Here is a 25814-nt window from a genome sequence, read left to right on the forward strand (position 1 = left end):
AGTTGCGGTCCAACCGAAGCGCGGATGACATCGACGATGTCGCAGTTCCACACTGGCCGGGAGATACTCCTTTCCCGGCCGCCGTCACGAGCTACGGCTCAACACAGCTACTCACACACCGACCCTACGCGCTCCGCTCAGGAATGATGGACAGACCGTCACAAGAGGCCCCAGGCTTGGCTAATGTTGCGCATACCGACATTTATTGCTGCTAACCATTCGCCATTTCTCCTACGCTCCCGTCACGACGGCTGATCCCCCCGGGGACACGGCCGCAAGCCGGGACGGAGCGGAAGGAGCGCGTCATGCGCGGCAGCGACTGGCACTGACTTTTGATGACACAGAGCGGTAGGCTCCCGTCGTCAGCATGTAACTGTCGGCGACGACAGGAGCCTCATGGCCGGGATGACGCCAGGAAACGCGAGCAGGACAGATCGGCAACTACTCTCGCTCGTCGGCCTGGTGGTCGCGCTGGCGGTCGCACCCACCCTCCTCGCCCTCGTCTCGCTGGTCGACGGTCCGCCCCACTCCATCGGCGATGTGGCAACGATCGTCGCCCTGACCTGCATGACGGCCCTCGGGACGATCGTGAAGGCCCCGATACGCATCCGGTCGACGACCCACGCCATCACGTGGATCGAAACGGCCATCGTGATCGGGCTCGCCGTCGCCCCGCCGGCGTGGGTCGTGCTCTCGACCGGGGCAGGCGTCGGCATCGCGTCCGTCATCATGGGCCTCCCGGCCATCAAGACCGCATTCGGCGTCGGCAAGAACATCCTGGTCGCCGCCGGGGCTGGCGCGGTCGCGCTGGCGCTGGAATGGCGGTGGCCGCCGACGGACGTGGCCGAGCTCATCACGTCACTCGGCGCGATCTATCTCGTGGCGGCCCTGCTGGACGACCTGCTGGCGATTCCGGTGATCGCACTGGCGTCGGGCAGCCGGGTCGGTCGCCAGTTCCTCAACAACCTGGATCTGCGCCTGGCCGGCTTCGGCGTACGGTTCGTCGTCGCGGTCTGCACGCTGCTCATCCTCAAGGCGGATCCTCGGCTGCTGCTCGCCGTCCCGCCCCTGGTCCTCAGTTTCCACCTCGCCTACTCGACCCGGGTGCGAGGGCGCGCCGAGCAGCAGGCGTGGCAGCGGCTCGCCCGCACCACCGACGCGCTCAACGTGGTCGACCTGGACAAGGTCCTCACCACGGCGGTCACCCAGGCCGCCGAGCTGTTCTCCGCCGACGAGGTGGAGGTCGAGCTGCGCGACGGCGGCCGGACCGTGCGTGGCGGAACGGGCGCCATCACGTACGACGGGCCGGCCGGCGAGCCGACCTCCGTCGACGGCACCGTGGTCCCGGCCGCGCTTGAGGGGCACGACCGGACGGCCGACGTGGGCGTGCTGCGCCTGCGCTTCCGTGGCCCCGTGCAGCTCTCCGAGCGGGAGCAGTACACGCTGCGTACCTTCGCGTCCGCGCTGTGCACCGCCGTGCGCAACGCGCAGGCGTACGCCGAGCTGGCCCGGGTCGCCGACGAGCACGCGTACGCCGCCACGCACGACGCGCTGACCGGGCTGGCCAACCGCCGTCACCTGCTCGACCAGGGCACCGAGCACCTCAACACCCGGCACGCCGACGGGGTGACCGCGCTGGTGCTGATCGACCTGAACCACTTCAAGGAGGTCAACGACACCCTCGGGCACGCCGCCGGGGACCAGGTCCTCGTGCAGGTCGCCGAGCGGCTGCGCACCGCCGCCCAGGAGGGCGACCTGGTGGCCCGGCTGGGCGGCGACGAGTTCGCCGTACTCCTGCGGGGTCTGCCGGCCCCGGCGGTGGCCGCGCACCGCGCGGAGACCCTGCTCGCCGCGCTGCACGAGCCGTTCGACCTGGACGGCATGCGGATCAGCGTCGAGGCGAGCGGCGGAATCGCCGCCGCGCCCGCCACCGGCGGCATGCCGGAGCTGCTGCGCCGCGCGGACGTGGCGATGTACCAGGCCAAGCGGGCCGGGCAGCGCACCTCGACGTACGCCCCGACCCGGGACACCGCCGACCTCGGCCGGCTGACCCTCGGCGGGGAGCTGCCCCGCGCCGTCGCCGACCACGAGTTCACCGTCAACTTCCAGCCCATCGTCGACCTGGGCTCCGGCCTGGTCACCGGCGCGGAGGCCCTGGCCCGCTGGCGCCACCCCGTCCACGGGGTGATCGACCCGCTGCGCTTCCTGGAGGCGGTGGAACGGTCCGGGGTGCTGCCCGCCTTCGCCGAGGCGATCCTCGACGAGGCGCTGCTCGCGGCGCGCGCCTGGCGGGACGCCGGCTTCGACGTGCCGGTCGCGGTCAACGTGTCGCCGCGCAGCCTGCTCGACGCCCGCTTCCCCGGCTCGGTGCTGGCCCGGCTGCGGGCCCACGACCTGCCCCCCGACCGGCTGGTGCTGGAGCTGACGGAGACGCTCACGCTCAGCCAGCTCGACGTGGTGGACCGGGTGCTCAGCCGGCTGCGCGACGAGGGGGTGCGGCTGGCGCTGGACGACTTCGGCACCGGCTACTCTTCCCTCTCCCTCCTCTCCCGCATCCCCGTGCACGAGCTGAAGATCGACCGCAGCTTCGTGACCGCCATGGAGGGCTCCGCCGAAGCCGCCGCCGTCATCCGCTCCACCCTCGACCTGGGCCGCAGCCTCGGCCTCGACGTGGTCGCCGAGGGGGTGGAGAGCGAGCCGCAGCGCCGGGCGCTCTGGGAGCTGGGCTGCACCGCCGGGCAGGGCCACCTCTTCGCCCGGCCGATGCCCGCGGGCACGCTCCTCGCCGCGTTCCGGCGGGGCTCCGGAGGCAGCCCGGGCGCTCTCGCGCCGCCGCTGCACGACGCCGGCGCGGTGATCCGACTCGCCCCTGGTCGCCGGCAGGGCGGGCGGGGCCGCACCGACCGCCACCTGCCCGCCTGACCGCGAACCGCCGCCGGCCCGCCCGACCACCGACGCCCCGCCGGCCCGCTCAGCCGGCCGACCACCGACGCCACGCCGCCCCGCTCAGCCGGCCGACCACCCGCGTCCCCGCCGGTCCGGTCGCCCCGCCGGACCGCGCACGGCCTCGGCCCGGGTCGGTCCCCGGCCCCGAACGGGCCTCGCCAGCCCAGGGTCGACGCGTGGCGGCGGCGCGGGCCCGGTCTGCCAGACTGGCGCGCGTGACCGCCGCCCCGACCACCCGCCGCGGCTGGCGGGCCCTCGACTCCGCCGCCGGCGGCCTCGCCCTCGACCTCGGCCTGTACGCCGTGTCGGCGGCGTTCGCCGCGATCACCGCCGCCACGTCCACGCTCGTCCCGCACCGGGCCTGGGGCGGCGTCGCCGCCGCCGGATACCTCCTCGCCGCGCTCGCGGCGACCGCCCAGCTCGTGCTGCGCCGGCGCGACCCGCGGTCGCCGCTGGCCGGCCTGCGGGCCCGCTGGGCGGTCACCGGTTTCGCCTGGTTCACCACCGCACTGCTGCCGCTGGCCTGGCAGAGCATCGAACGGGCCGGCGGGCGCGGCGACCGGGCGCAGGAGGAGGTGCTGGTCGTCGAGGAGTCCGGCAGCCGGCTGGTCGACACCGGCACGCCGTACCTCGGACACGACGCGATCGCCGCCCTGCCACCCGGCGAACAGTTGCTCGGCTACACCCCCTACCAGCCGGGGATGGCCCTGTTCGGGCTGCCCAGGGCGGCCGTCGACGTCTGGTGGACCGACGCCCGCGTCTGGTTCGCGGTCGGCACCGCGCTGGCGCTGGCCCTGGCGGTCCGCGCCCTGGCACGCGTCGACCGCCCCGCCGGCCATCCCGCGGCCGGCGCCGCCGTGCTGCGGGGCGTACAGGCCGCCACCGTGCTGCCGGTCTGCGCGCTCACCCTCGCCACCGGCGGCGACGACCTGCCCGTCCTCGCCCTCTGCCTGCTCGCGCTGGCCCTCGCCGCCGCCGGACGCCCCGGCCGGGCCGGCATCGCCGTCGGCCTGGCCGGGGCGTTGAAGCTCTTCGCCTGGCCGGTCGCCCTCGTGCTGATCATCTGGGGGATGACCCGGCGGGCCGGCCTGCGGGTCGCGGCGGGCGCGATCGGCCTGCCCGTCGCCGCGCTGCTCCCCGCCCTGGCCGTCGACCGCGACGCGCTGGTCGAGAACGTGCTCCGCTTCCCGCTCGGCCACGGCCTCGTGACCAGCCCGGCACAGTCGCCGTTCCCCGGTCACCTGATCGCCACCGCGCTGCCCGCCGGCCGCGCGGTCGCCGCCGCCCTGCTGCTCGCGGCCGGGCTGGCGATCGCCGTCCGGCTCGCCCGCCGTCCGCCCCGCACCGCCGTCGCCGCCGCGCTGACCTGCGGGTACGGCCTGCTCGCCGCGATCCTGCTGATGCCGTCGACCCGCTTCGGCTACCTGCTCTACCCGCTCGCACTCCTGGTCTGGGCCGCCGCGCTACGGCACCCGGGTTCGCCGAACTGGCGGGCGAAGGGAGGCGACACGGCGTAGACCTGAGACATGACCACCACCTACCGCGACCGCGAAGAGGCGGGCCGGACGCTCGCCGACCGGCTCACCGCCCTGATCGGCGAACCGGACGTCATCGTGCTCGGGCTGGTGCGCGGCGGCGTGCCGGTGGCCCGGGTGGTCGCCGAGCGCCTCGGCGCGCAACTGGACGTGCTGGTCGTCCGGAAGCTCGGCATGCCGTGGGCGCCCGAGGTGGCCTTCGGCGCGCTCGGCCCCGGCGGCGTGCAGGTGCTCAACGACGCCGTCGCCGGCCGGCTCGGCGCGGACGACATCGCCGAGGTGCGCCGCCGCGAGCAGGCCGAGCTGGAACGGCGGGAGCAGCTCTACCGCGCCGGCCGGCCGCCGCTCGACCTGTCCGGGCGCACCGCCGTGATCGTCGACGACGGCCTGGCCACCGGGGCCACCGCCCGCGCCGCCGTCCAGGTCGCCCGCCACCTCGGCGCCCGCCGGGTCGTGGTCGCCGTCCCGGTCGGTTCGCAGGAGGCGTACGAGATGCTGGCCGCCGAGGCCGACCAGGTCATCTGCGCGCAGCACCCGCCGGAGTTCATGGCGGTGAGCGCCTACTACGAGGACTTCCACGAGGTCGCCGACTCGGAAGTGACGGAAGCGCTGACAGCAACCGCGTGACCGGACCGGGTACGGTCGGAGAATGAGCCTGACCTGTCCCAAGTGTCACGGAGAAATGCGTCAGTACGAGCGCAGCGGCGTCGTCATCGACCAGTGCGGCGAGTGCCGGGGAATCTTCCTCGACCGCGGCGAGCTGGAGAAGCTGTTCGAGGCGGAGGCCAACTGGAACCGCCAGCAGGGCGCGCCGACCCCGCCGCAGCCCGCCCACCAGCAGGGCGGCTACCCTGGCCAGCCCGGCCACCAGCAGGGCGGTTACCCGCCCCCGCCGCCCCCGCCGCCCGCCCCCGCCCCGCACCAGCCGGGCTACGGTGCCGTCCCGCCGCCCCCACCGCCGGCGCACGGCTACCCGCCGGCCCCCGCGTACGGGCACGGCCAGCAGCACCACGGCTACCACGGGCACTACAAGCGCAAGAAGCACAAGAGCTTCCTGGACGAGATGTTCGGCTGAGCCACTCCGTCGACCGGGCCGGTGCCTCGACCGGCCCGGTCACCCGTGGCCACGCCCGCACTCCGTGCCGCCGCTCGCCGCGCCACCGCTCGCCGCGCCACCGCTCGCCGTGCCGGCCGGCGACGGGCGTGGGACGCTGCACCCCATGACGCACCAGGGGCAGCACTTCGCGCTGGCGCAGGCGTACGACGGGATCATCCGGGTCGTGGCCGACCTCGACGACGCCGACCTGCAACGACCCACCCGGTGCCGGGGCTGGCTCGTCGCGGACCTGCTGTTCCACGTGCTCTGCGACGCCCAGCGGGCGCTGGTCGCGCTGGCCAGCCCCGCCGAGGGTCCGCCCGACGTGGACGACGTGAGCTACTGGCGCGCGTTCCCGGCCGGCGGGGACGAAGACGCTGCCCGACATGCCTGGTGGGTACGCCGCTCCGCCGCCGCCTTCGACCGTCCGAGCGGGGTCGTCCGGCTCTGGACCGACACCGCCCCCGCCGCCGTACGCGCCGCGGCCGCGGCCGACCCCGACGGCTGCGTCACCACCCAGGGGCACGTGCTGCGGGTGCCGGACCTGCTCGCCACCCTGACCACCGAGGCCGTCGTGCACCACCTGGACCTGGTCCTCGACCTGCCCGACGCGCCCCTGCCCGGGGTGCTCGCCACGCGGGTCGCCGTGGCCACGATGGACGGCCTGCTCAGCGACGACGCCGTCCGACCGGCCGGATGGAGCGACGCCGAATACCTGCTCAAAGCAACCGGCCGGGTGCCGCTCACCGACCGCGACCAGCTCGAACTCGGCGAGGTCGCCGGCTGGTTCCCGCTGCTGGGCTGACCCGCGCAGCCGTCCTCAGACGATGGCCATGTCGACGAAGCGCGACAGGTGGAGCTGGGCCGCCACCGTCACGGTGTCGGTCGGGCCATTCCTGTGCTTGGCAACAATGAAGTCCGCCTCCCCGGCCCGCGGCGACTCCTTGTCGTAGTAGTCGTCGCGGTGCAGCAGGATGACGACGTCGGCATCCTGCTCGATCGAGCCGGATTCACGCAGGTCGGACAACTGCGGCCGCTTGTCGGTGCGCTGCTCCGGGCCACGGTTCAGCTGACTCACCGCGATCACCGGGCACTCGACCTCCTTGGCCAGCAGCTTCAGGCCACGGGACAGGTCCGCGACCTCCTGCTGCCGGCTCTCGGTGCGCTTCGGCGAGGTCATCAGCTGGAGGTAGTCGACGACGATCAGCTTCAGGTCGTGCCGCTGCTTGAGCCGCCGCGCCTTGGCCCGGATCTCCATCAGGTTCATGCTCGGCGTGTCGTCGACGAAGAGCGGCGCCTCGCTGATCTCGCCCATGCAGCGGGCGAGCTTGGTCCAGTCGTCGTCGGAGAGCTGACCGCTGCGCAGCACGTGCAGCGGCACCCGCGCCTCGGCCGAGAGCAGCCGCATGACGATCTCGACCTTGCTCATTTCCAGCGAGAAGATCGCCGACGCCTGGTTGGCGCGGATAGCGGCGTTGCGGGCGAAGTCCATGCTTGCGGTCGACTTACCCAAACCGGGCCGACCGGCCACGATGATGAGCTGCCCGGCGTGCAGGCCGTTGAGCAGCCGGTCGAGGTCGGTGAAGCCGGTGGGAACGCCGGTCATCACGCCGCCCTGGGCGCCCACCGCCTCGATCTCGTCGAGCGTCGGCTGGAGCATGTCGGCGAGCACCGCGAAGTCCTCGCTGACGCGGCGCTCGGTGACGTCGTAGACCGCCTGCTGGGCGAGGTCGACGATGTCGTCGACGTCGCGGCTGCCGCCCTGACCCGTGCCGTAGCCCAGTTGCACGATCTTGGTGCCGGCCTCGACCAGGCGCCGCAGGACCGCCCGCTCGCTGACGATCCGCGCGTAGTAGGCGGCGTTCGCGGCGGTCGGCACGCTGGCGATCAGCGTGTGCAGGTAGGGGGCTCCGCCGATCCGGGCGAGGTCGCCGGAGTCGGTCAGCGCCGCCGCCACGGTGATCGGGTCGGCCGGCTCGCCCCGGCCGTAGATCTCCAGGATGGTGTCGAAGATGGTGGCGTGCACCGGCCGGTAGAAGTCGTTGGTCTTGAGGATCTCGACGACGTCCGCGATGGCGTCCTTGGAGAGCAGCATGCCGCCGAGGACGCACTGCTCGGCAGCGACGTCCTGGGGTGGGGTCTTGTCGAACTGAGCGTCGCGCTGCTGCGGCGGCGGGGACGCCTGACCGCCGCCGGAACGCTGGTCCGCCCGCATGTCGTCGGTGACCGACACGGGTCCCCCCTCCACTGCGTCGGATCCAAGGCCAGCTCTACCGCCGGGGTACGACAACCTCGACCTGCCGGTCGATCGGGGGTCATCGCACGGCCGGTCGGGGGCCAACCTTACGGAACCCGAGGTCAGCCCCTCAACAGTGGCGGTGGACGAGCCTCGGGACAACCTGTGGATGCCGGTGGACGACCATGTGCGCAGGGTGTGCACAGGCTGTGGACAACGGTTGGGGAATTCCCCCGGACAAGCCGCTGAGCTGCGGAAATTCAATCCCCACCCTGTGGAGGAGAAGTTTTCGGTCGAACTGCCCGGTCGAACGTCCCGTACCAGCTCCAGCGAACGGCCAACACCTGGACGGCGGATTGCGCCATCGGTTGAGAAGGGTGATGTTCCGGACCCCTGGGACCGAGAGAAAGGCGGGGCGGCCAGGTCCTCCTACCCTCCGCCGGTGGACCCGTGGGACGCGTCGGGCGTGCACGCGTGGCGCCCGGCCGGCGAGGTGGACGGCTGGGACCACTCCGCCGCCGCCCGTTGGGAGCAGAGCAGCGACACCGGGCAGTGGCACCAGCGGGACGCACCGCTGGCCGGCAGTCTGGTCGTGGTGCTGCTGCGCCAGCTCGGCACCACCTGGCGTTCAGCCACGGTGGCGCTGGCCGCGGCGGTGGTGGCGGCGGCGGTGGTGGTGGCGGCGGCTTCTCGACGGTCATGATCAGCGCGGTCACCGGGCAACCGGTCGGCTCACGCGGCGTCACCACCTGACCGCGCCGGCATGTCGAACGCGAACAGGGCCCGCACCGGTCGGTGCGGGCCCTGTCGTGGTGCTGTGGTGAGGCGTCAGCCCTGGACGACGTTGAGGTCGAACTTGGCGGTCACCTCGGGGTGCAGCTTGATCCGCACCGGGTAGGAGCCGGTCGACTTGATGTGACCGGGCAGCTCCAGCCGACGACGGTCGAGGGCCGGGCCGCCGGCGGCCTTGACGGCCTCGACGATCTCGGCCGGGGTGACCGACCCGAAGAGCCGACCACCGTCACCGGCACGGGCCTTCAGGTTGACCTTGAGGCCCTCGAGCTGGCCCTTGACCTCGTTGGCGTGGCCGAGGTCCCGGATCTCCCGGGCCGAGCGGGCCCGCTTGATGACCGTGACCTGCTTCTCCGCGCCCTTGGTCCAGGCGATCGCGAAGCCCTGCGGCAGCAGGTAGTTACGGCCGTAGCCGTTCTTGACCTCGACGATGTCGCCCGGGGCACCGAGGCCGGACACCTCCTGAGTCAGGATGATCTTCATATCGGTGCCTCCTCTCAGCGGGCCGTGGCGGTGTACGGCAGGAGCGCCATCTCGCGGGCGTTCTTGACCGCACGGGCGATCTGCCGCTGCTGCTGCGAGGTCACGCCGGTCACCCGCCGAGCGCGGATCTTGCCGCGGTCGGAGATGAACTTGCGCAGCAGCGCGGTGTCCTTGTAATCGATGTAGGTGATCCCGTCCTTGTCGAGCGGGTTCACCTTCTTCTTCGGCTTGCGAAGTGCAGCGGCCTTGGCCATTGCTCGTGCTCCTGGTTTGCGATCGCGGGCGCTCGGCGCCATTAGAACGGGGGCTCCTCGTCGAAGTTTCCGCCACCCGAACCGCCGCGCGAGGGTGCCGGAGCGGCCGAGGCCCAGGGGTCGTCGAAGTTGCCTCCGCCGCCCTGGCCACCACCGCCACCGAAGCCGCCGCCACCGCCGCCGGAGCGGGACATCTTCTGCACCTTCGCCGTGGCGTAGCGCAGCGACGGGCCGATCTCGTCGACCTCGAGCTCGATGACGGTGCGCTTCTCGCCCTCACGGGTCTCGTAGGACCGCTGACGCAGCCGGCCGGACACGATCACACGGGCGCCGCGCTGAAGCGACTCCGCGACGTGCTCGGCGGCCTGCCGCCAGACGGTGCACGAGAGGAACAACGGCTCGCCGTCCTTCCACTCGCCGGACGCCTTGTCCATGAACCGGGGCGTCGAGGCGACCCGGAACTTGGCGACCGCAGCCCCGGAGGGGGTGAACCGCAACTCGGGGTCATCGGTCAGGTTGCCGATGACCGTGATGGTGGTGTCTCCTGCCATGACCATCTCCTCGCGCACTCATCAGTTCTGCCGTACAGGCTCTCAGAGCCCTCCGACAGCGCCGGTGAGGCTGGTCCGGGTGAACCGGGTTTGAATGCTTAGCGCATCTCCGGCCGGATGACCTTGGTGCGCAGCACGGACTCGTTGAGCCGCAGCTGACGGTCCAGCTCGGCCACCGCCGCAGGCGTCGCCTGCAGGTCGATGACGGCGTAGATGCCCTCGGCCTTCTTGTTGATCTCGTACGCGAGGCGCCGGCGGCCCCACACGTCGGTCTTCTCCACCGAGCCACCCGCGGTCCGGATCACGTTCAGGTACGTGTCGAGCGACGGGGCGACGGTGCGCTCCTCGAGGCTGGGGTCGAGGATCACCATGATCTCGTAATGACGCAAGACGTGCTCACCTCCTGTGGGCTAAGCGGCCACGGTCCTTCCGTGGCAGGAGGTCGTGCGTCGTGGCCCACGCCGGTCCCGGGGGGACCCGGCCGGACGCGGACAACCGGACCAGGATACCCGGTCCGGACGATCATGCCCGGGGTGGTCGGTCCGGGCACCCACGGACAGCGCGACGGGGGCCCGCCTCGACGTCGGTGTCGATGCGAGCCCCCGTGCACGAGGCCGCGGGGCGTCCCGTCCGCATTCCTTGGGTGGGACCTGGGGAGGAACGACCACACCGATGAGGTTGGACCGGGGACGCCCCGCGGAGCTTTATCGTGTTGTTACCTGACGTTACATCGGCTCTCGACCCTTGTTGGCGTAAATGGCGGATTTCTCCGAAATTTTTCGACCGGCCCGGGTACCGGCTCCGGGGCCGACCCCCGTCGCGCCGGGCCGCGCGACGGGGGTGCCCCCGCTTCCCGGGCGGCTCGGCCACCCGGCGGACGACCTGCGGCCGCCTCGCCCGGGAGCACCAACCGTGGATCCCACTCGCATCAACGACGGCCGACGCCGGGAGGTGACGCGCGCACGCGTCCCACCCCCCGCCGCCGTCGCCCCGGCTGTCGGCGCGGCGACGTAGGCTCCCGTGCATGCGTATCGGAGCCCACGTCGATTCGACCGACCCGCTGGCGGAGGCGACGGCCCGAGCGGCCGGGGCCGTGCAGTTCTTCCTCTCCGACCCGCAGGGGTGGAAAGCCCCGAAGCCACGGGAGGACGCGGACCGGCTGCGGGCGGCGGAGGTCGACCTCTACGTCCACGCGCCGTACGTCATCAACGTCGCGACCCTGAACAACCGGATCCGGATCCCCAGCCGGAAGCTGCTGCTCGGGCACGCCCAGGCGGCCGCCGCGATCGGCGCGAAGGGGCTGATCGTGCACGGCGGGCACGTCAACGCCGGAGACGACCTCGCCGTCGGGTTCGACAACTGGCGCAAGACCTTCGCGTACGCGGCGGACTCCGGCGGCTTCGACCTGCCGGTCCTGATCGAGAACACCGCCGGTGGCGACAACGCGTGCGCCCGGCGGCTCGACGCGCTGGCCCGGCTGTGGGACGCCGTGGGCGACTACGAGGTGGGCTTCTGTCTGGACACCTGCCACGCGCACGCCGGGGGTGAGGAGCTGCTCGGTCTGGTCGACCGGGTCAAGGCGATCACCGGGCGGATCGACCTGGTGCACGCCAACAACTCCAAGGGGGCGTTCAACTCCGGGCAGGACCGGCACGACAACCTCGGCGGCGGGACGATCGACCCCGAGCTGGTGGTGGCGGTGATCCGCGCGGCCGGCGCGCCGGTGATCGTCGAGACCCCGGGCGGCGTCGAGGGCCAGGGTGCCGACATCGCCTTCCTGCGCGACCGGCTCGGCGCGGAGCGCCCCGCCGCATGACGACCGACCAGTCCGCCACCGACGGCCCCCGCCCCGTCGCCGGCCCGTCGGCGGCTTCCGGCGACGACGCGCCGGCCAGCCCACCCCAGGGCCCGACCACCTCCGCCGACGCCACGAACAACGGAGACGCCACGAACAGCGGAGATGCCAGGACCAAGCCCGGTGACGCCGCCGGAACCACCGGCGACGTCAAGGCCGACGGCGACAAGGCCAAGGCCGTCGGTGACGCCAGCACCTCCGGGGACGGCAGGGCCAAGGACACCGACGACAAGGGCCGCAAGGACGGTGCCGCCAAGGCCGACACCGGCAAGGACCGTGCCGCCAAGGCCGACACAGGCAAGGCCAACGGGGACAAGACCGACACAGGCAAGACCGACACAGGCAAGACCGACACGGACAAGGCCGGCGGCGGGACGGAGAGCGGCAAGGCCGAAGAGGGCGGCAAGGAGGCGGGGAAGCCGGACCGGTGGGCCGCCTTCGCGTCCGCCCCGGAACCCCGGCCGAGCTGGGTACGGCGTGCCGCCCGCCCGGTCGGCCGCCTGCTGATCCACGAGTGGACGCTCGCGACGCTCGGCTCGCTGGCGCTGGCCGTCCTGATGACCTGGCCCACCCTGCGCTACCCGTTGCACACCCTCCCGCAGGACTACTGGGATCCGAGCCTGCAGGCGTGGCAGATGGCCTGGTCCGGGCACATCCTGCTGACCAACCCGGCGCAGCTGTGGCAGTCGAACACCTTCTTCCCGGAGAACTGGAGCTTCGCCTTCTCCGACACGCTGCTCGGCTACGCCCCGGCGGGCATGATCGGCACGGGACCCGAGGCCGCCGTGCTGCGCTACAACATCATGTTCGTGCTGGCCCACGCGCTCGCCACCCTCGGGGCGTACGCGCTGGCGCGCCAGCTCGGCGCGGGCCGGATCGGCGGGGCCGTGGCCGGGGCCGGCTTCGCCTACGCGCCCTGGCTGCTCGCGCAGGCCGGGCACCTGCACGTGATCTCCAACGGCGGCATCCCGCTGGCGCTGGCCATGCTGGCGCGGGGGCACGGCTACTCGCTCCGCCACGGCTACCGCCCGGAGCGCCGGCACGACGGCTGGGTCTACACCGGCTGGCTGGTGGCGGCCTGGCAGCTCAGCCTGGGCTTCGGCATCGGGCTGCCGTTCGCGTACTTCCTCGGCGGGACCGTGCTGGTGGCGGCCGTCACCTGGTTCCTGCGGCGCTGGGTGATCCGGCCGGTGAAGCGTCCGTTCGGGCGGCGGCTGCTGGTCGCGGACCTGGTCGGCGGGCTGCTCTTCGCCGGTGTCGGCGCGCTGCTGGCCATCCCGTACTTCACGGTGAAGGAGCAGCACCCGCAGGCGGAGCGGACGGTCGCCGACATCGCCATCTTCTCCCCGCCGGCGAGCGGCTTCTTCACCGCGCCCGCGGAGTCGCGGGTCTGGGGCGCGCTGCACGAGGGCGCGCGGGCGGCGCTGCCCTGGCACCCGGAGATGACCCTGCTGCCCGGGTTCGTGCTCTACGCCCTCGCCGCTGGCGGGCTCTTCTTCTCCGTGTGGAAGCTGCGCCACCGGCTGCTGCTGCTCGCCGGGGTGGTGGTGACCATGGTGCTCGCCATGGGCACCCGGTTCTTCGACGGCACGTTCACCTACGTGCCGCTCTTCGAGCACCTGCCCGGGTGGAGCGGCCTGCGCACCCCCGGCCGGCTGATGCTCTGGACCACGCTGCTGCTCGGGCTGCTCGCAGCGGGCGCGGTCAGCGCGTTCGCCACCCGGGTGCGGGAGATCTCCGCCGAGCGGATCCCCTCCTGGCCGAGCCCCTGGCTGCGGCTGGCCACCCTGCTGCCGCTGGTGCTGGTGATCGCCGAGGGCCTGAACGTCACGCCGCACCCGGTCGTGCCGCAGCAGCCCGCCGCGATGCGGACCGTGGCCGGCCCGCTGCTGGTGCTGCCGAGCAGCCAGAACCTCGACCAGCCGGTGATGCTCTGGTCCACGACCAGGTTCCAGGACGTGGTCAACGGCGGCAGCGGCTTCACCCCGCACCAGCTCGACGAGGTGCGCCGGGTGACGCTCTCCTTCCCGGATCAGACCAGCGTCGACTACCTGCGCGTCCTCGGCGTCCGCAACGTGCTGCTGATGCGCGACCAGATCGCCGGCACGCCGTGGGAGGTCACGGTCGACGCACCCGTCGACGGCCTCGGCATCACCCGCGAGGAGATCGGCCAGGTCGTGGTCTACCGGCTCTGACCCGCGTGCCGCCGGCCGCCCGGGTTCGTCACCTCGGGGCGGCCGGCGGACCGGGGGTCACGCCGGGAGGGGTGCCGCCTCGGCGGGGGCGGTGGGTTGGCGACGCCAGGGGGCGTCCGGCGCGCCGTCGAGGACGCCGCCGTCCGGGTCGTCGGCGTAGGTGGCCCGCACCGGGTCGAGTTCCGGCCGCAGGATCTCCCGCACGACCAGCACGCACAGCACCACCACGGTGGTCAGGCGCAGCGTGGCCGCCAGCACGAAGACCCCCTCCGGGAAGACCGGCTTGCCGGTCGACGCGCCGAGCAGTTCCCCGTAGAAGGCCGCGAAGTAGCAGACCTCGGCCACCTGCCAGGCCAGGAAGGCGCCCCATTTGGGGCGGGCGAGCACCACCAGCGGCAGCAGCCAGAGCACGAACTGCTGCGACCACACCTTGCTGAAGATCAGGAACGCGGCGACCACCAGGAACACGAGCTGGGCGAGGCGGGGGCGGCGCGGCGCCAGCAGCCCCAGCGCGGCCACGCCGAGGCAGGCCAGCCCGAAGAGGGCGTACGACAGGGCGTTCAACACCGGGATGTTGACGTTCAACCACTCGAAGGGCCCGAGGTCGGCGGGGTTGGCACTGCCGACCTTTCCGTCCAGGTAGCGCCCGATGTACCAGAGGGTGCCCCAGTCGATCGGCCGCTCCGAGTTCAGCTCGAAGAAGCGGTCCCAGTTCTCCCAGTACGGGATGGCGGCCGGCAGGTTCACGGCGATCAGGGACGCCAGGGCCGCGCCGAGGGCGGTGAGGGCGGCGCGGAGTCGCCCGGCGCGCAGCGCCAGCACCAGGATCGGGCCGAGGATGAACAACGGCCACATCTTGGCCGCCCCGGCGAGGCCGAGCAGGACTCCGGCGAGCACGGGCCGGCTGCGGGCCCAGGCGAACAGGCCGAACGCGGCCAGCCCGATGGCGAGCAGGTCCCAGTTGACCGTGGCGGTGACCATCAGCGCGGGGGCGAGCGCGAAGAGCGCGGCGTCCCAGGGCCGGCGGCGGCGCAGGGCGAGGATCACCGCCACCGTGGCGACCGCCAGCGCGCCGAGCACCAGCGCGTTCAGGTTGTAGAACCACTGGCCCTGGTTGAGCCCCGGGTCGTTCTCGCCGAGGGCGTGCACGGGCAGGCCGAGCGCGCCCATGAAGTAGCCCGTGAGGACCGGGTACTCGACGGGGTGGTCCCGGTAGGGGACCGCGCCCTCGTTGAGCCGCTCGGCATAGTAGAGCGCCAGCACGTCGGTGTAGCAGAACCGGGTGTACTGCACGTTGTTCTGCCAGGCGCCGTCCTGGCAGGGCGACTTCTGCACCCAGTGCAGCGCCAGGGTCAGGCAGACCAGCGCCAGGACGATCCTCGCCGCCGTCCAGAACCGGCTCTCCCGCCCGGCGGGCCGGTCGAGCGCGGCGGCGTGCTCGCCCAGCGGGCCGCCGATGACGCCGGAGACGCCCCGGACGAAGCCGTCGGACCGGGACGGGTGGTCGGCGGGACCGGCGTCGTCGATGCCTCGCGTCGGCTGCGTGCTCATGAAGGTGCATCCTGCCGTACGACCGGCCTCCGCGTCCCCTTCAGCACCCGACACGTCGGTACGCGGAAACGCCGCCGGCGGCCGGACAGGTCGTCCAGCCGCCGGCGGCGTTCTTGGCTTTAGTAGTCGTCGGGTCGGGGTGTGAGGCTCGGGAGCAGCCCGTCACCGCCGCCCCCGCCACCCGGCCGTGGACCGGTCGGGTCGGTGGGTTCGGTCGGCGTGCCCGGGTTGTTGCCACCGCCGTTGTTGCCACCGTTGTTCCCGCCGTTGTTGCCGCCCGGGCAGGGGAACAGGCCGGTCGGATCGCAGGGCGGCTGGGTCGGCGTGGGCGGCGGGGGCACCTCACCGTTGCCGGAGTCCGGGTTGCCGATGTTCGCGGCAGGCGGGAAGTCCTTCTTCTCCCGATAGGCGTCCGAGGTCTTGTGCGCCTCTTCCATGAACCGCTCCCAGATGTCACCCGGGAGGTTGGAGCCGCTGATGGGTGTGCCGTCCTTCAGCTTGATCGCCAGCCGCTTGTCCTTGTTGCCGACCCAGACCGCGGTGGCGATCTGTGGCGTGTAGCCGATCATCCAGGCGTCGCCGTTGTCCGCGCTGCCCCCCTTGAGCTCCCAGGTGCCGGTCTTGGACGCGGCCTTGCGGTCGCCCTCCAGCCGGTGGTTGACCCGCGCCGGGTACTGCTCCAGCACCGAGGTCACGTCGGCGACGACATCCTTCTCGATACTCTGCTTCGGGGTGAGTTTCTCCCCGCCGACCTTCTTCCACTTGCCGGTCTCCGGGTCCCGCTGCTCCACCGAGTAGAGGAAGTGGGCCTTGTTGTAGACGCCCTCGTTGGCGAAGGTGGCGACGCCGTTGGCGTGGTCGAGGACGGTGATCGGGTACTGGCCGTAGCCGACCACGTGGAAGAACGGGTCCGGCGCGACCTTCTTCAGGTCGGTCCCGACCAGGTCGTACCCCTTCTGCGGGTCGGTGTCCGTCCGCCACATGGTGGTGACGCCGGCGTCGACGGCCGCCTTGATGACCTTGTCCGGCCCGATCTCCTCGGTCACGTGGTAGAAGGGCACGTTCAGCGACTTCAGCGTGGATTCCTTGAGGGTGCAGGAGTCTTTGCAGTCCGGGATGTCGTCGCCGGCGTTGCTGACCTTGAACGTGCCCGTCGGCTTGAACGCCTTGCCCTTCCAGTACGAATCCAGGGCTTTGCCCTCCCTGAGTGCCGCCGCCAGGGTGTAGATCTTGAAGCTGGAGCCCGGCGGGTGACCGCCGGTGACGTTGCCGTTGACGTCGGTGTTCTTGCCGGCGTAGTCGGTGCCGGTGCCGTTGTCGCCGCCGTAGTAGGCGAGCACCCGGCCGTTGTCCGGGTGGACCGCCACCAGCGCCGCCATCAGGTTGCTTCGCTGGCCGGCGAGCTCGGAGCCCTTGGACTTGCGCTGCGCCGTCTCGACCGCCGCCTTCTGGATCTTCGTGTCGAGGGTGGTGCGGATCCGGTAGCCGCCGGACATCAGCGCCTGCGAGCAGAGCTTCTTCTCGTCGGTGACCTGGGTCTCGTCGTCGACGCAGAGCCCCTGGTCCCGCATCTCCTGCTTGACGTAGTTGATCACGTTGCCGTACGGGGTGTTGACGCCGTAGTCGAGGCCGGCGCCGCCCTGGGTCGGCTTCTTCACCGTCGGGTACTTGGTCGGCGCCGCAGGCTTGCCCGGGGTGTTCAGCATGCCCTCTTCGATCATGGCCTGGATCACCTGGTTCCAGCGGGACTGGGCCTCGGTGGGGTTGATTGCCGGGTCGTAGCCCTTGTGGCCCGCGCCGGCCTCGGGCTGCTTGATCAGCGCGGCGAGGACCGCCCCTTCGGCGACGTTCAGGTCCTTCGCCGGCTTGCCGAAGTAGGTCTGCGCCGCCGCCTCGATGCCGTGCGCGCCCCGCCCGAGATAGATGATGTTCAGGTAGTGCTGCATGATCTCGGACTTGCTGTACTCGTCGTTCAACTTGGAGGCGAAGATCGCCTCCTTGACCTTCCGGCCGTAGGTGTCGCCCTCCAGGCTGTCGTACGCGTTGCGGGCGTACTGCTGGGTGATGGTCGAGGCGCCCTGCCGGTGGCCGCCGGTGAGGTTGTTCCACGCGGCGCGGGCGATGCCCTTGTAGTCCACACCGGAGTGCTTGTAGAAGTTCCGGTCCTCGATCGCCACGACCGCGTCCTGCACGTGCTTCGGGATCTGGTCGATGGTGACCAGGGTCCGGTTCTGCGTGCCGACCTTCGCGATGACCGTCTTGTTGTCGAACGCGTAGAGGGTGGTCGCCTGCGGCGGCGTGGTGTCCTCGGGGAGCACGACGGTGGTCGAGTAGTAGGTGAAGCCCACCACGCCGAGGCCCGCGAGCATGATGAAGACCGCGAACGCGGCGATCAGCATGTTCACCCGCTTGCGCTTCTTCGCCCGCGCCGCCTTGGCCGGGTCGCCCGCCGCGCCGCGACCGCCGCGGCCGGTCGGCCCGCCAGGCCCACCCGGGCCGCCCGAGACCGGCGAGACGCTCGCCCGCGCCGACGCCCGGCCGGCGACGCCGCCGACGGCCGCCGACCCGACGCTGGCCCGCCCGGCCGAGGCGGCACCGACGGCCGCGGCGCCCACCGTGGCGCGGCCGGCCGATCCGCCGGCCGCCGGGGAGACCGGCACCGACGCGCGACCCGCGCGACCTGCGGCGGGTGCCGGGGAGACCGGGACCGAGGCGCGGCCGGAGCCGGCCCGGCCGACGGAGGCGGAACCCACCGATGCCGCACCGGAGGCCGTGCCGCCGCGCGGCGGCACGGATGCGGAGCCGCCAACCGAGGCCCGCCCACCGGCGGCGCCCCGGGGCGCGACCGAGGCGCGACCGCCCGGTGCCGTACCCTCCTGTGCAGCCGACCAGCCGCCCCCGCGGGCGTCACCGCCGGGGTCGCCGTGCTGGCCCGGAATCTGGGCCCGCCCGCGCGGGGAACTGGGATCGCCGTACGAGTTCATTCCTCACACCCTGCCGTCGCGGTGTGGCGCGACTGCGCCGCCACCGGTTTGCCGTGAGATGGGACACCCGCCGGGCGCGGCACAGGCGTGCCACCGTCGACCGGTGTCAGTTGTGAATCAATCGGGCCAATCAGACCAACGAGCCGTCGGTCACCCCGGGCGCGCGCGTGCTGGCCGGGGCCGGCCGATCGAGCCAGGATCACCGTTGCGCCTCTCGCCTCCGTCGACCGACCGCGCCGGTGCCCGAGGCGGCCGTGCCGCCCACCGCGTCCTGCTCCGACCCGCCCTCCGGGTCCCCGGCCAGGCCGTCCCGGCCGAGCAGGTACTGCTCGGCGAGATGGTTCCAGTCACAGCCGAGGCACACCTCCACCACGAAGACCTGGAACTCACGCAGCGTCATCGCCAGCGCGGGCAACTCGGCCAGCGTCCGGGCCTGGCCGGCGGACTGCTTGAGTTCGTCGCCGTAAATGTAGTGGACGCGCGTCAGGTTCTCGCTCCGGCAGATCGGGCACCGCTCGTCGGTCGGCTCGCCGTGGAAGCGGGCGGCGTTCTTCAGGTACGGCGACGCGTCGCAGACGTCGTACGTGCCGACCCGACCGGCGAGGAGCTCACGCAGCACCGCTCGCTTCCGGAGCGAGTAGTCGACGACCTGGCGCTGCGTACGCATGCGGAGAAGGGTACGCGGTCTCGCCGGACGGGGCGACCACGGTGACGATGCGTGACCACGGGACCCCGGAAACGGGGGTTTGCCCTGATCACGGTGATCCGCTAGCGTGCGATGTATCGGTCCGATACATCGCGGCGGTTACCGCTCCGCGTAGAGGGTACAGAGAGGATGGCCCGTGCTCGAGCTCGCCATCCTCGGCCTCCTGCAGGAGTCTCCGATGCACGGCTACGAGCTGCGTAAGGAGCTGACCGCCAAGCTCGGAGCGATCCGGGCGGCGATCAGCTACGGCTCGCTCTACCCGACCCTGCGTCGGTTGCAGGCGGCGGGGTGGATCACCGAGGCCGCCGAGACACCCGCCACCGCCGAGGAGGTTCCCGCGCTGACCAGCCGACGAGGTCGGGTGGTCTACAAAATCACCGCGGAGGGCAAGGAACGCTTCGCCCAACTGATCGCACAGGCCGGGCCCGAGACGTACGACGACACGGGCTTCGGCGTGCACTTCGCGTTCTTCGCCCGGACCGACCAGGCGACCCGACTCCGCATTCTGGAGGGTCGCCGGCGAAAGATCGAGGAACGTCGCGAAGGGCTTCGCGACGTGCTCGGCCGGGCGGCCGAGCGCCTCGACGCGTACACGCTGGAACTGCAGCGCCATGGCTTGGACGCCTGTGAGCGCGAGGTCCGCTGGCTGGAGGAGCTCATCGCCAACGAGCGCTCCGGCCGTGCCCCGACGGTCCCGGAAACCGGGACGGCCGGCGGCCGACGAGAAGACAACAGCCCGCCTCCGCCTGGAGAGTCCAGGAAAGAGCGGCCGTGATGAAGAAGAAGGAGGCAGACGCTATGGGCTCCGTCCGCGTCGCCATCGTCGGTGTGGGTAACTGCGCCTCGTCCCTCGTGCAGGGCGTGGAGTACTACCGGAACGCCGACCCGAACGACCGCGTCCCGGGTCTCATGCACGTCACCTTCGGCGACTACCACGTCTCGGACGTGCAGTTCGTCGCGGCGTTCGACGTGGACGCCAAGAAGGTGGGCATGGACCTCGCCGAGGCGATCGTCGCCAGCGAGAACAACACCATCAAGCTCTGCGACGTGCCGCCGACCGGCGTCACCGTGCAGCGCGGCCCGACCTTCGACGGTCTGGGCCAGTACTACCGCGAGATCGTCGAGGAGTCCGACGCCGAGCCGGTCGACGTGGCGCAGGCGCTGCGCGACGCGCAGGTCGACGTCGTCGTCTCCTACCTGCCGGTCGGCTCCGAGCAGGCCGACAAGTTCTACGCGCAGGCCGCGATCGACGCCGGCTGCGCGTTCGTGAACGCCCTGCCGGTCTTCATCGCCTCCGACCCCGAGTGGGCGAAGAAGTTCGAGGACGCGGGCCTGCCGATCGTCGGTGACGACATCAAGAGCCAGGTCGGCGCCACCATCGTGCACCGTGCGCTGGCGAAGCTCTTCGAGGACCGCGGTGTCGAGCTGCTGCGCACGTACCAGCTCAACTTCGGCGGCAACATGGACTTCATGAACATGCTGGAGCGCAACCGGCTGGTCTCGAAGAAGATCTCGAAGACCCAGTCGGTCACGTCCCAGATCCCGCACGAGATGAGCAAGAGCGACGTGCACATCGGCCCGTCGGACCACGTGCCGTGGCTCGACGACCGCAAGTGGGCGTACATCCGCCTGGAGGGTCGTTCCTTCGGCGACACCCCGCTCAACGCCGAGCTCAAGCTCGAGGTGTGGGACTCGCCGAACTCGGCCGGCGTCATCATCGACGCCGTCCGCGCCGCGAAGATCGCGCTGGACCGGAAGATCGGTGGCCCGATCCTGTCGGCCTCGTCGTACTTCATGAAGTCCCCGCCGGTGCAGTACGCCGACCACGACGCGCACGCCGCCGTCGAGGCGTTCATCGCCGGTGAGGTCGAGCGCTGACGCGCCGACCACCAGCACCACCGAGGGCCGGGTCCGTGCGGACCCGGCCCTCGCCGCGTCCGGCTCTCCCGCCGCCGTACGCGCGACGACGACCGGCGTCACACGGGGTCGAGAGATCGGCGACGTGCGGTTAGGCTGACCGCCGTGACGTCCGTCCCACGCCCCGGTCGCCGCCGAGCGGCGCGATGGGCGATCGGCGCGGTCACCGGCACCGTGCTCCTTCCGGCCTTCGCCGGCTGCGCGGCTCCGGGCACCGGTCCAGGCACCGGTCCAGCCTCAAGCAACAGCGCGGCGTCGGCCCTCCCGGCCACCTCTGCGGCGATCACCGAAGCCCGCTGCGTTGGCGCGGAAACCCCCGTCGCCCGCCCCGGCGAGGTCGCCCGCCCCGGCGAGGTCGCCCGGCCCGGTACCACGACCGCCACGCCGAGCCGACCTGGCGGCGGACAGCCGCTGACCGACGAGCAGCGGCGCGAGGAGGAGTTCCGCCGTCAGCAGGCGGCCAACGACGCCTTCCGGCAGCGCGGCACGCTCGACGCGGAGGCGGCCAGCGGTGCCCGAGCCTGCGCGGCGGAGGTGCTGAGGCGCCTCAACCTGCTGACCGTCGGTGGCCGGGACGACCCCGGGGAGGAATCCGTCCGGCGGGCCGTCGCCGCGACCGGGCTGACCGACATCACCGTCCGGCCGCCGGGCCGGCTCGACCTCGGCCCCGGCGACGGCCTGCTCTTCGCGGGATGGACCGGCCGGGCGTGCGTCTTCGGCAGCGCCCGGGCGGGCGACGTCGTCGTGGAGATCGGCACCCGCATCGCCGACGGCGGCTGCCTGCCCGCCCCGGACTGACCCCACCGGGTGCCAGCGGGGCGGCCCGGCCCCGGATCAGGACCAGTCGGCGCAGCGCGCCGCGTCAGGACCAGGCGCGGCGCAGGGCGACCCCGGCCTCCAGTTCCAGCAGCTTCACCTTGCGGTCCAGGCCGCCGCCGAAGCCGACCAGCTTGCCGCCCGCCCCGACGATCCGGTGGCACGGCACGAGCACGGGGATCGGGTTGCGGTTGCAGGCCACCCCGACCGCGCGGGCCGCGCCCTGGTCGCCGAGCCGCCGGGCCACCTCGCCGTAGGTGAGCGTCTCCCCGTACGGGATGCGGGTCATCTCCCGCCAGACGCCGCGCTCGAAGTCGGAGCCGCCCGGCACCGCCAACGGCACCGCGAACTCGGTCAGCTCGCCGGCGAAGTACGCCCGCAGCTCCGCCACCGCCTGCCGGGCCGGCTCGTCGCCCGGCTCCTCGTCGGCCGCCTCGACCCGGCCGAAGTGGGTCCGGCACACGTGTGTCCCGTCGGTGGCGACGGAGAACTCACCGATCGGGGAGTCGAGCACGGTCCAGCGCATCCGCCCATTGTCCCCGGCAGCCCGACACCGTCGACGGCCGGACAGCGCCGTGACGGCGAAGCGGTTCCGACAGCCGCGTAACGCCACGGACATCGACGACGCCGGATAAGTTGAGTTGATCTCCGCTCCGGTCCTCACCATCCGGAAGGGCCGACCCTGCGACGTGAGGACGCCATGCGACCCCATCCCCTGTCCCGCTCGATCCGACGTATCTTCGCCACCTCGACGGCCACCCTCGCCCTGCTCGGGGCCACGGCGGCGCTCGCTCCGGCCGACGCGGTGGCGGCCGGACGCACCCAGCCCGACCTGTTCGTCGACCTGCTGATGACCGACCACTTCAACCCGGCGGAGGGCGAGACCTTCCGCGCGCAGATCGACGTCCGCAACGGCGGCACCGGTGAGTCCGACCCGCTCAGCGTCACTGTGTCGGTGCCGGCGGGGCTGCGTACGACGGCGCTCACGGCCACCGACGGATGGAACTGCGCGGTGGTGGACGAGGCGAGCTACACCTGCGCCCACCCGGCCCTGCCCGCCGCCGGACGGGCCCAGCGGCTCTCGCTGCCGTTCGTGGTGGCCGGCGCCCAGCCCGGCTCCCGGGTGCCGATCACCGCGACGATCGCACCGCAGCGCCAGGAGTCCGACACCACCAACAACACCAGCTCGGTGACCGTGGCGATCTCCGGGACCTGCGTCGTCCGGGGCGTCGTCTGGCACGACCTGGACCGGGACGGACAGCGCGACGAGGGTGAGCCGGGCATCGGCGCCGGGCCGGACGGCGTACTCAGCGTCCGGGTCGGGGCCCGGCAGAGCCAGACCACCGGCGGAGGCACCGCCGTCGTCAACCCCGACGGCACGTGGTCGCTCACCACCCGTACCGAACTGCTCTACCAGGTCTGGGTCGAGGCCGCCGGCACGTACGGCCGCACCGCCTCCGACGTGGGTGACGACGCCACCGACTCGGACATGGTCACCACCTACCAGTCCGCCCCGTACCTGCTCACCTCGAGCGCCGAGTTCTTCGCCACGCACGGCGGCGAGTACGTGGTCGACACGGGGCTGGTCACGCTCAACTGAGCCGGTCGCCGTCCGCCCGGGACGCCGGGCGGACGGCGCGGTTCGGACGGCGCGGTTCGGTCCGAGCTGCCTCCGCGTGACGGCTCAGAGCAGGGTGAAGCCGAGCAGCAGGGCGCCGGCGCTGAGGCTGGCGCCGCCCGCGACGGCCAGCCAGATCAGCTTGTTGGGTCTGGTGTCCTGCGGCCGGGCCACCGAGAGGAAGAAACCGAGCGGCATCAGGATCGGCGCGGCCACGAACAGGGTGCGGATGAGCGTGCGGGTGCCGTCGGACGCGTCGGCCTGGTCGACGTAGGGCAGCACGGCCAGCGCGAAGAGGACCAGCACCCCGGCGTGCGCGTGGCCGGCGGTCCACAGGCCCCGGCGGACCGGGTTGTCGAGGTAGCCGGCCTTGCGCCGGGTCAGATGCATGAGCAGGGTCAGCCCGCCGTACGCCACCGTGACGACGGTGATCAGCAGGATGCCGGCGGTGGTCAGGGTTGCCGAGGACATGGGCACCTCCGTCTTGTCAGTGTCAAGATTTGCCGCTCGCCCGAATCTTGTCAACAGCTAGATTCCGTGGCGGGGCAAACTTCCGGCTGCGGCCGACGTCTGAGCTACCGGAGGTGGGCGGTGGCCGAGGAGACAGACGGGGAGTTCACCGCGTTCGTCAACGAGCGGGGGGACGTCCTGCTGCGGATCGCGTACGCGCTCGCCGGCAGCCAGCACGGCGCGGAGGACCTGCTGCAGAACGCGCTGGCCAAGGCGTACGCCCGGTGGCCCCGGATCCGCGGCGACGCCGAGCCGTACGTGCGGCGGATCCTCTACCACGACCAGGTCTCCGGCTGGCGGCGTCGGTCCCGACGCCTCGAGGTGCCGGTCGCGGCGCTGCCCGAGCGGGCCGGCGACCGGGACAGTGGGCACGACGCCGACCTGCGCATGCTGCTGCGCGACGCGCTGCTGGCGCTGCCGCCCCGGCAGCGGGCCGTGCTGACCCTGCGATACCTCGAGGACCTCAGCGTCGAGCAGACCGCCGCGCTGCTCGGCTGCCGGACCGGCACGGTCGCCAGCCAGACGTCGAAGGCCCTGGCCAAGCTGCGGCACCTCGTGCCCGCCCTCGACGACGCGGACCAGGAGGTGAGCCGGTGAGCCGGTCGCGGGAGGACGAGCTGCGGTTCGCCGTACGCGAACTGGCGGGACAGGCCCGGACCGCGCCGGACCTCGCCGCGCGGGCGATCGACCAGGGCCGTCGGCTGCGCGCCCGCCGACGCGCCACCGCCGCGGCGGCCGCCCTGGTGGCGGCTGCCGTGCTCGCGCTTCCGTTCGTGCTGCTGCGCCCGGACGCGCCGGCCCGCGTCGCGGCGCCCGACCAGACCGCACCGGCCGGCACCTCGACGCCGGACCGGACCGCAGGGGCCACCGCGAGTCCCGACGTCGTGGTCCGGCCGACCCCGGGGGCGGACTGGACGAAGCGCGCACTGGTCCTGCCGGGCGGATGGGTGGTCGCCGGCGCGATGCTGCCGGGTCCGTCGGGGGACGGCTACGTGCTGGATCGGGGCCGCGACCGCTACCTGCGGACCGACGGGTACGACGGGGTGTGGCGGGCCCCGCAGGGCGCCGTCAGCGCGGTCGCCGACGACGACCGGCCCGGCGAGATCGGCCTGGTCGACGCGGCAGCTGGCAAGACCCGCTGGCACCGCACGGGCCAGTGGATCATGAGCCCGCAGTGGTCGCCGGACGGCCTGCGGCTGGCGCTGACGATCTTCGACAAGGACGAGGGCGCGCTGCGCTTCGGCGTCCTCGACACCACCGGCGACTTCCGGGTCTTCGGGGTGGACACCGACACCTACCTCTGCACCGACCACTGCTTCTTTACCTGGAGCCGCGACGGCCGGGAGGTGGTGCTCCAGCAGACCGACCCGAACTCCCGCCGGTCCGAGTCGGAGCGACACGCCCGCCGCGGCGTCCAACTCTTCTCGCCGGACGACGGGCGGCCGACCCGGTTCGTCGCGATGCCCGGCGATCCGGCGGGGCCGTGGTCCTGGTCGCCCGACGGCCGGCTGGTGGTGGTCCAGGGGCGCACCGAACCGCTGCTGGTCGAGGCGGGCACCGGCCGGGTGGTCCGGGCGCTGCCGACCGCCGACGTCGCCTGGATCTCCGTCGACCGCCTGCTCTACCGGCGACCCGGCGGGTCCCGCGACTACGTGCTCGCCGACCTGACCGGTCGGGAGCTGGAGCGCCAGCCGCTGCCACGCGAGCTGGTCGGGCGCGAGATCACGGTCGGGCCGCGCTGACCGGCGGCGGCGGCGCCGTCGTCCCGC

The 25814-nt window shown here is 72.5% G+C and carries 24 protein-coding genes; 14 read left to right on the top strand and 10 right to left on the bottom strand.

Annotation, left to right across the window (positions count from 1 at the left end; translation table 11 throughout):
• The first annotated feature begins 405 nt into the window (after window positions 1-405).
• The 5 genes from ACFY23_RS00760 to ACFY23_RS00780 all read left to right on the top strand — a co-directional run bounded on the left by ACFY23_RS00760 (window position 406) and on the right by ACFY23_RS00780 (window position 6382).
• Entirely contained in the window at window positions 406-2922 is a 2517-nt protein-coding gene (locus ACFY23_RS00760; protein ID WP_350678320.1) for a bifunctional diguanylate cyclase/phosphodiesterase, read from the top strand.
• 239 nt (window positions 2923-3161) lie between these two features.
• Window positions 3162-4463: a glycosyltransferase family 87 protein gene (locus tag ACFY23_RS00765; protein WP_350678318.1), complete on the top strand. Its 1302-nt coding sequence runs from the start codon at window positions 3162-3164 to the stop codon at window positions 4461-4463.
• A 9-nt stretch (window positions 4464-4472) separates the two neighbouring features.
• Entirely contained in the window at window positions 4473-5108 is a 636-nt protein-coding gene (locus ACFY23_RS00770) for a phosphoribosyltransferase family protein (RefSeq protein ID WP_350678316.1), read from the top strand.
• Between the two features lie 22 nt (window positions 5109-5130).
• On the top strand, window positions 5131-5556 hold the full coding sequence (locus tag ACFY23_RS00775; protein WP_350819249.1) for a zf-TFIIB domain-containing protein: 426 nt from the start codon (window positions 5131-5133) through the stop codon (window positions 5554-5556).
• A gap of 145 nt (window positions 5557-5701) precedes the next feature.
• Complete coding sequence (locus tag ACFY23_RS00780) at window positions 5702-6382, top strand: maleylpyruvate isomerase N-terminal domain-containing protein (RefSeq protein WP_350819248.1); 681 nt, start codon at window positions 5702-5704, stop codon at window positions 6380-6382.
• Window positions 6383-6397: 15 nt separating this feature from the next.
• Here the strand turns inward: ACFY23_RS00780 and dnaB are convergent, their stop codons facing one another.
• The gene (gene dnaB, locus ACFY23_RS00785) at window positions 6398-7792 is read right to left on the bottom strand and encodes a replicative DNA helicase (protein ID WP_387035911.1); all 1395 of its coding nucleotides are present in this window, start codon (window positions 7790-7792) and stop codon (window positions 6398-6400) included.
• 463 nt (window positions 7793-8255) lie between these two features.
• Between dnaB and ACFY23_RS00790 the strand changes: the two genes are divergently transcribed.
• A complete protein-coding gene (locus ACFY23_RS00790) occupies window positions 8256-8516 on the top strand; it encodes a hypothetical protein (RefSeq protein ID WP_350685566.1) in 261 nt (86 codons plus the stop codon).
• A 125-nt stretch (window positions 8517-8641) separates the two neighbouring features.
• Here ACFY23_RS00790 and rplI read toward each other — a convergent pair whose 3' ends face one another.
• The 4 genes from rplI to rpsF all read right to left on the bottom strand — a co-directional run bounded on the left by rplI (window position 8642) and on the right by rpsF (window position 10282).
• On the bottom strand, window positions 8642-9088 hold the full coding sequence (gene rplI / locus ACFY23_RS00795; RefSeq protein WP_350685565.1) for a 50S ribosomal protein L9: 447 nt from the start codon (window positions 9086-9088) through the stop codon (window positions 8642-8644).
• A 14-nt stretch (window positions 9089-9102) separates the two neighbouring features.
• Window positions 9103-9342 carry a 30S ribosomal protein S18 gene (gene rpsR / locus ACFY23_RS00800; protein ID WP_007073789.1) on the bottom strand — a complete coding sequence of 80 codons (240 nt, stop codon included), beginning with the start codon at window positions 9340-9342 and terminating at the stop codon, window positions 9103-9105.
• A gap of 41 nt (window positions 9343-9383) precedes the next feature.
• Window positions 9384-9911 carry a single-stranded DNA-binding protein gene (locus ACFY23_RS00805; RefSeq protein WP_176731587.1) on the bottom strand — a complete coding sequence of 176 codons (528 nt, stop codon included), beginning with the start codon at window positions 9909-9911 and terminating at the stop codon, window positions 9384-9386.
• 80 nt (window positions 9912-9991) lie between these two features.
• Window positions 9992-10282, bottom strand: a complete 291-nt coding sequence (gene rpsF / locus ACFY23_RS00810) for a 30S ribosomal protein S6 (protein ID WP_076468436.1) — start codon at window positions 10280-10282, stop codon at window positions 9992-9994.
• Between the two features lie 635 nt (window positions 10283-10917).
• Here rpsF and ACFY23_RS00815 point away from each other — a divergent pair.
• Together ACFY23_RS00815 and ACFY23_RS00820 are read left to right on the top strand one after the other, a co-directional pair.
• The gene (locus tag ACFY23_RS00815) at window positions 10918-11709 is read left to right on the top strand and encodes a deoxyribonuclease IV (protein ID WP_350685564.1); all 792 of its coding nucleotides are present in this window, start codon (window positions 10918-10920) and stop codon (window positions 11707-11709) included.
• A complete protein-coding gene (locus ACFY23_RS00820) occupies window positions 11706-13943 on the top strand; it encodes a hypothetical protein (RefSeq protein ID WP_350685563.1) in 2238 nt (745 codons plus the stop codon). The genes ACFY23_RS00815 and ACFY23_RS00820 overlap by 4 nt, the downstream gene beginning before the upstream one ends.
• Before the next feature lie 57 nt (window positions 13944-14000).
• On the opposite strand, the gene ACFY23_RS00825 is transcribed toward ACFY23_RS00820, so the two are convergent.
• The 3 genes from ACFY23_RS00825 to ACFY23_RS00835 all read right to left on the bottom strand — a co-directional run bounded on the left by ACFY23_RS00825 (window position 14001) and on the right by ACFY23_RS00835 (window position 19145).
• Complete coding sequence (locus tag ACFY23_RS00825; protein WP_350685562.1) at window positions 14001-15494, bottom strand: glycosyltransferase 87 family protein; 1494 nt, start codon at window positions 15492-15494, stop codon at window positions 14001-14003.
• A gap of 119 nt (window positions 15495-15613) precedes the next feature.
• Window positions 15614-18478: a transglycosylase domain-containing protein gene (locus ACFY23_RS00830; protein WP_350819247.1), complete on the bottom strand. Its 2865-nt coding sequence runs from the start codon at window positions 18476-18478 to the stop codon at window positions 15614-15616.
• A 199-nt stretch (window positions 18479-18677) separates the two neighbouring features.
• A complete protein-coding gene (locus ACFY23_RS00835; RefSeq protein WP_350677790.1) occupies window positions 18678-19145 on the bottom strand; it encodes a DUF5318 domain-containing protein in 468 nt (155 codons plus the stop codon).
• 175 nt (window positions 19146-19320) lie between these two features.
• Here ACFY23_RS00835 and ACFY23_RS00840 point away from each other — a divergent pair, with 175 nt between their 5' ends.
• From ACFY23_RS00840 to ACFY23_RS00850, 3 genes are all read left to right on the top strand, one after another.
• Entirely contained in the window at window positions 19321-19959 is a 639-nt protein-coding gene (locus ACFY23_RS00840) for a PadR family transcriptional regulator (RefSeq protein ID WP_350677787.1), read from the top strand.
• Window positions 19960-19982: 23 nt separating this feature from the next.
• The gene (locus ACFY23_RS00845; RefSeq protein WP_350677805.1) at window positions 19983-21062 is read left to right on the top strand and encodes an inositol-3-phosphate synthase; all 1080 of its coding nucleotides are present in this window, start codon (window positions 19983-19985) and stop codon (window positions 21060-21062) included.
• 144 nt (window positions 21063-21206) lie between these two features.
• Window positions 21207-21899, top strand: a complete 693-nt coding sequence (locus ACFY23_RS00850; RefSeq protein ID WP_350677785.1) for a hypothetical protein — start codon at window positions 21207-21209, stop codon at window positions 21897-21899.
• 64 nt (window positions 21900-21963) lie between these two features.
• Here the strand turns inward: ACFY23_RS00850 and ACFY23_RS00855 are convergent, their stop codons facing one another.
• On the bottom strand, window positions 21964-22443 hold the full coding sequence (locus ACFY23_RS00855) for a methylated-DNA--[protein]-cysteine S-methyltransferase (RefSeq protein WP_350677783.1): 480 nt from the start codon (window positions 22441-22443) through the stop codon (window positions 21964-21966).
• Window positions 22444-22617: 174 nt separating this feature from the next.
• Between ACFY23_RS00855 and ACFY23_RS00860 the strand changes: the two genes are divergently transcribed.
• Window positions 22618-23517, top strand: a complete 900-nt coding sequence (locus ACFY23_RS00860; RefSeq protein ID WP_350677780.1) for an SdrD B-like domain-containing protein — start codon at window positions 22618-22620, stop codon at window positions 23515-23517.
• An 84-nt stretch (window positions 23518-23601) separates the two neighbouring features.
• Here the strand turns inward: ACFY23_RS00860 and ACFY23_RS00865 are convergent, their stop codons facing one another.
• Window positions 23602-24006: a hypothetical protein gene (locus ACFY23_RS00865; RefSeq protein ID WP_350677777.1), complete on the bottom strand. Its 405-nt coding sequence runs from the start codon at window positions 24004-24006 to the stop codon at window positions 23602-23604.
• Window positions 24007-24126: 120 nt separating this feature from the next.
• Here ACFY23_RS00865 and ACFY23_RS00870 point away from each other — a divergent pair, with 120 nt between their 5' ends.
• Window positions 24127-24642: a SigE family RNA polymerase sigma factor gene (locus ACFY23_RS00870; RefSeq protein WP_350677775.1), complete on the top strand. Its 516-nt coding sequence runs from the start codon at window positions 24127-24129 to the stop codon at window positions 24640-24642.
• On the top strand, window positions 24639-25787 hold the full coding sequence (locus tag ACFY23_RS00875; RefSeq protein ID WP_350677773.1) for a hypothetical protein: 1149 nt from the start codon (window positions 24639-24641) through the stop codon (window positions 25785-25787). The genes ACFY23_RS00870 and ACFY23_RS00875 overlap by 4 nt, the downstream gene beginning before the upstream one ends.
• Window positions 25788-25814 lie beyond the last annotated feature (27 nt).

The sequence above is a fragment of the Micromonospora sp. NPDC000121 genome, from assembly GCF_042899165.1.
Lineage (GTDB): Bacteria > Actinomycetota > Actinomycetes > Mycobacteriales > Micromonosporaceae > Micromonospora.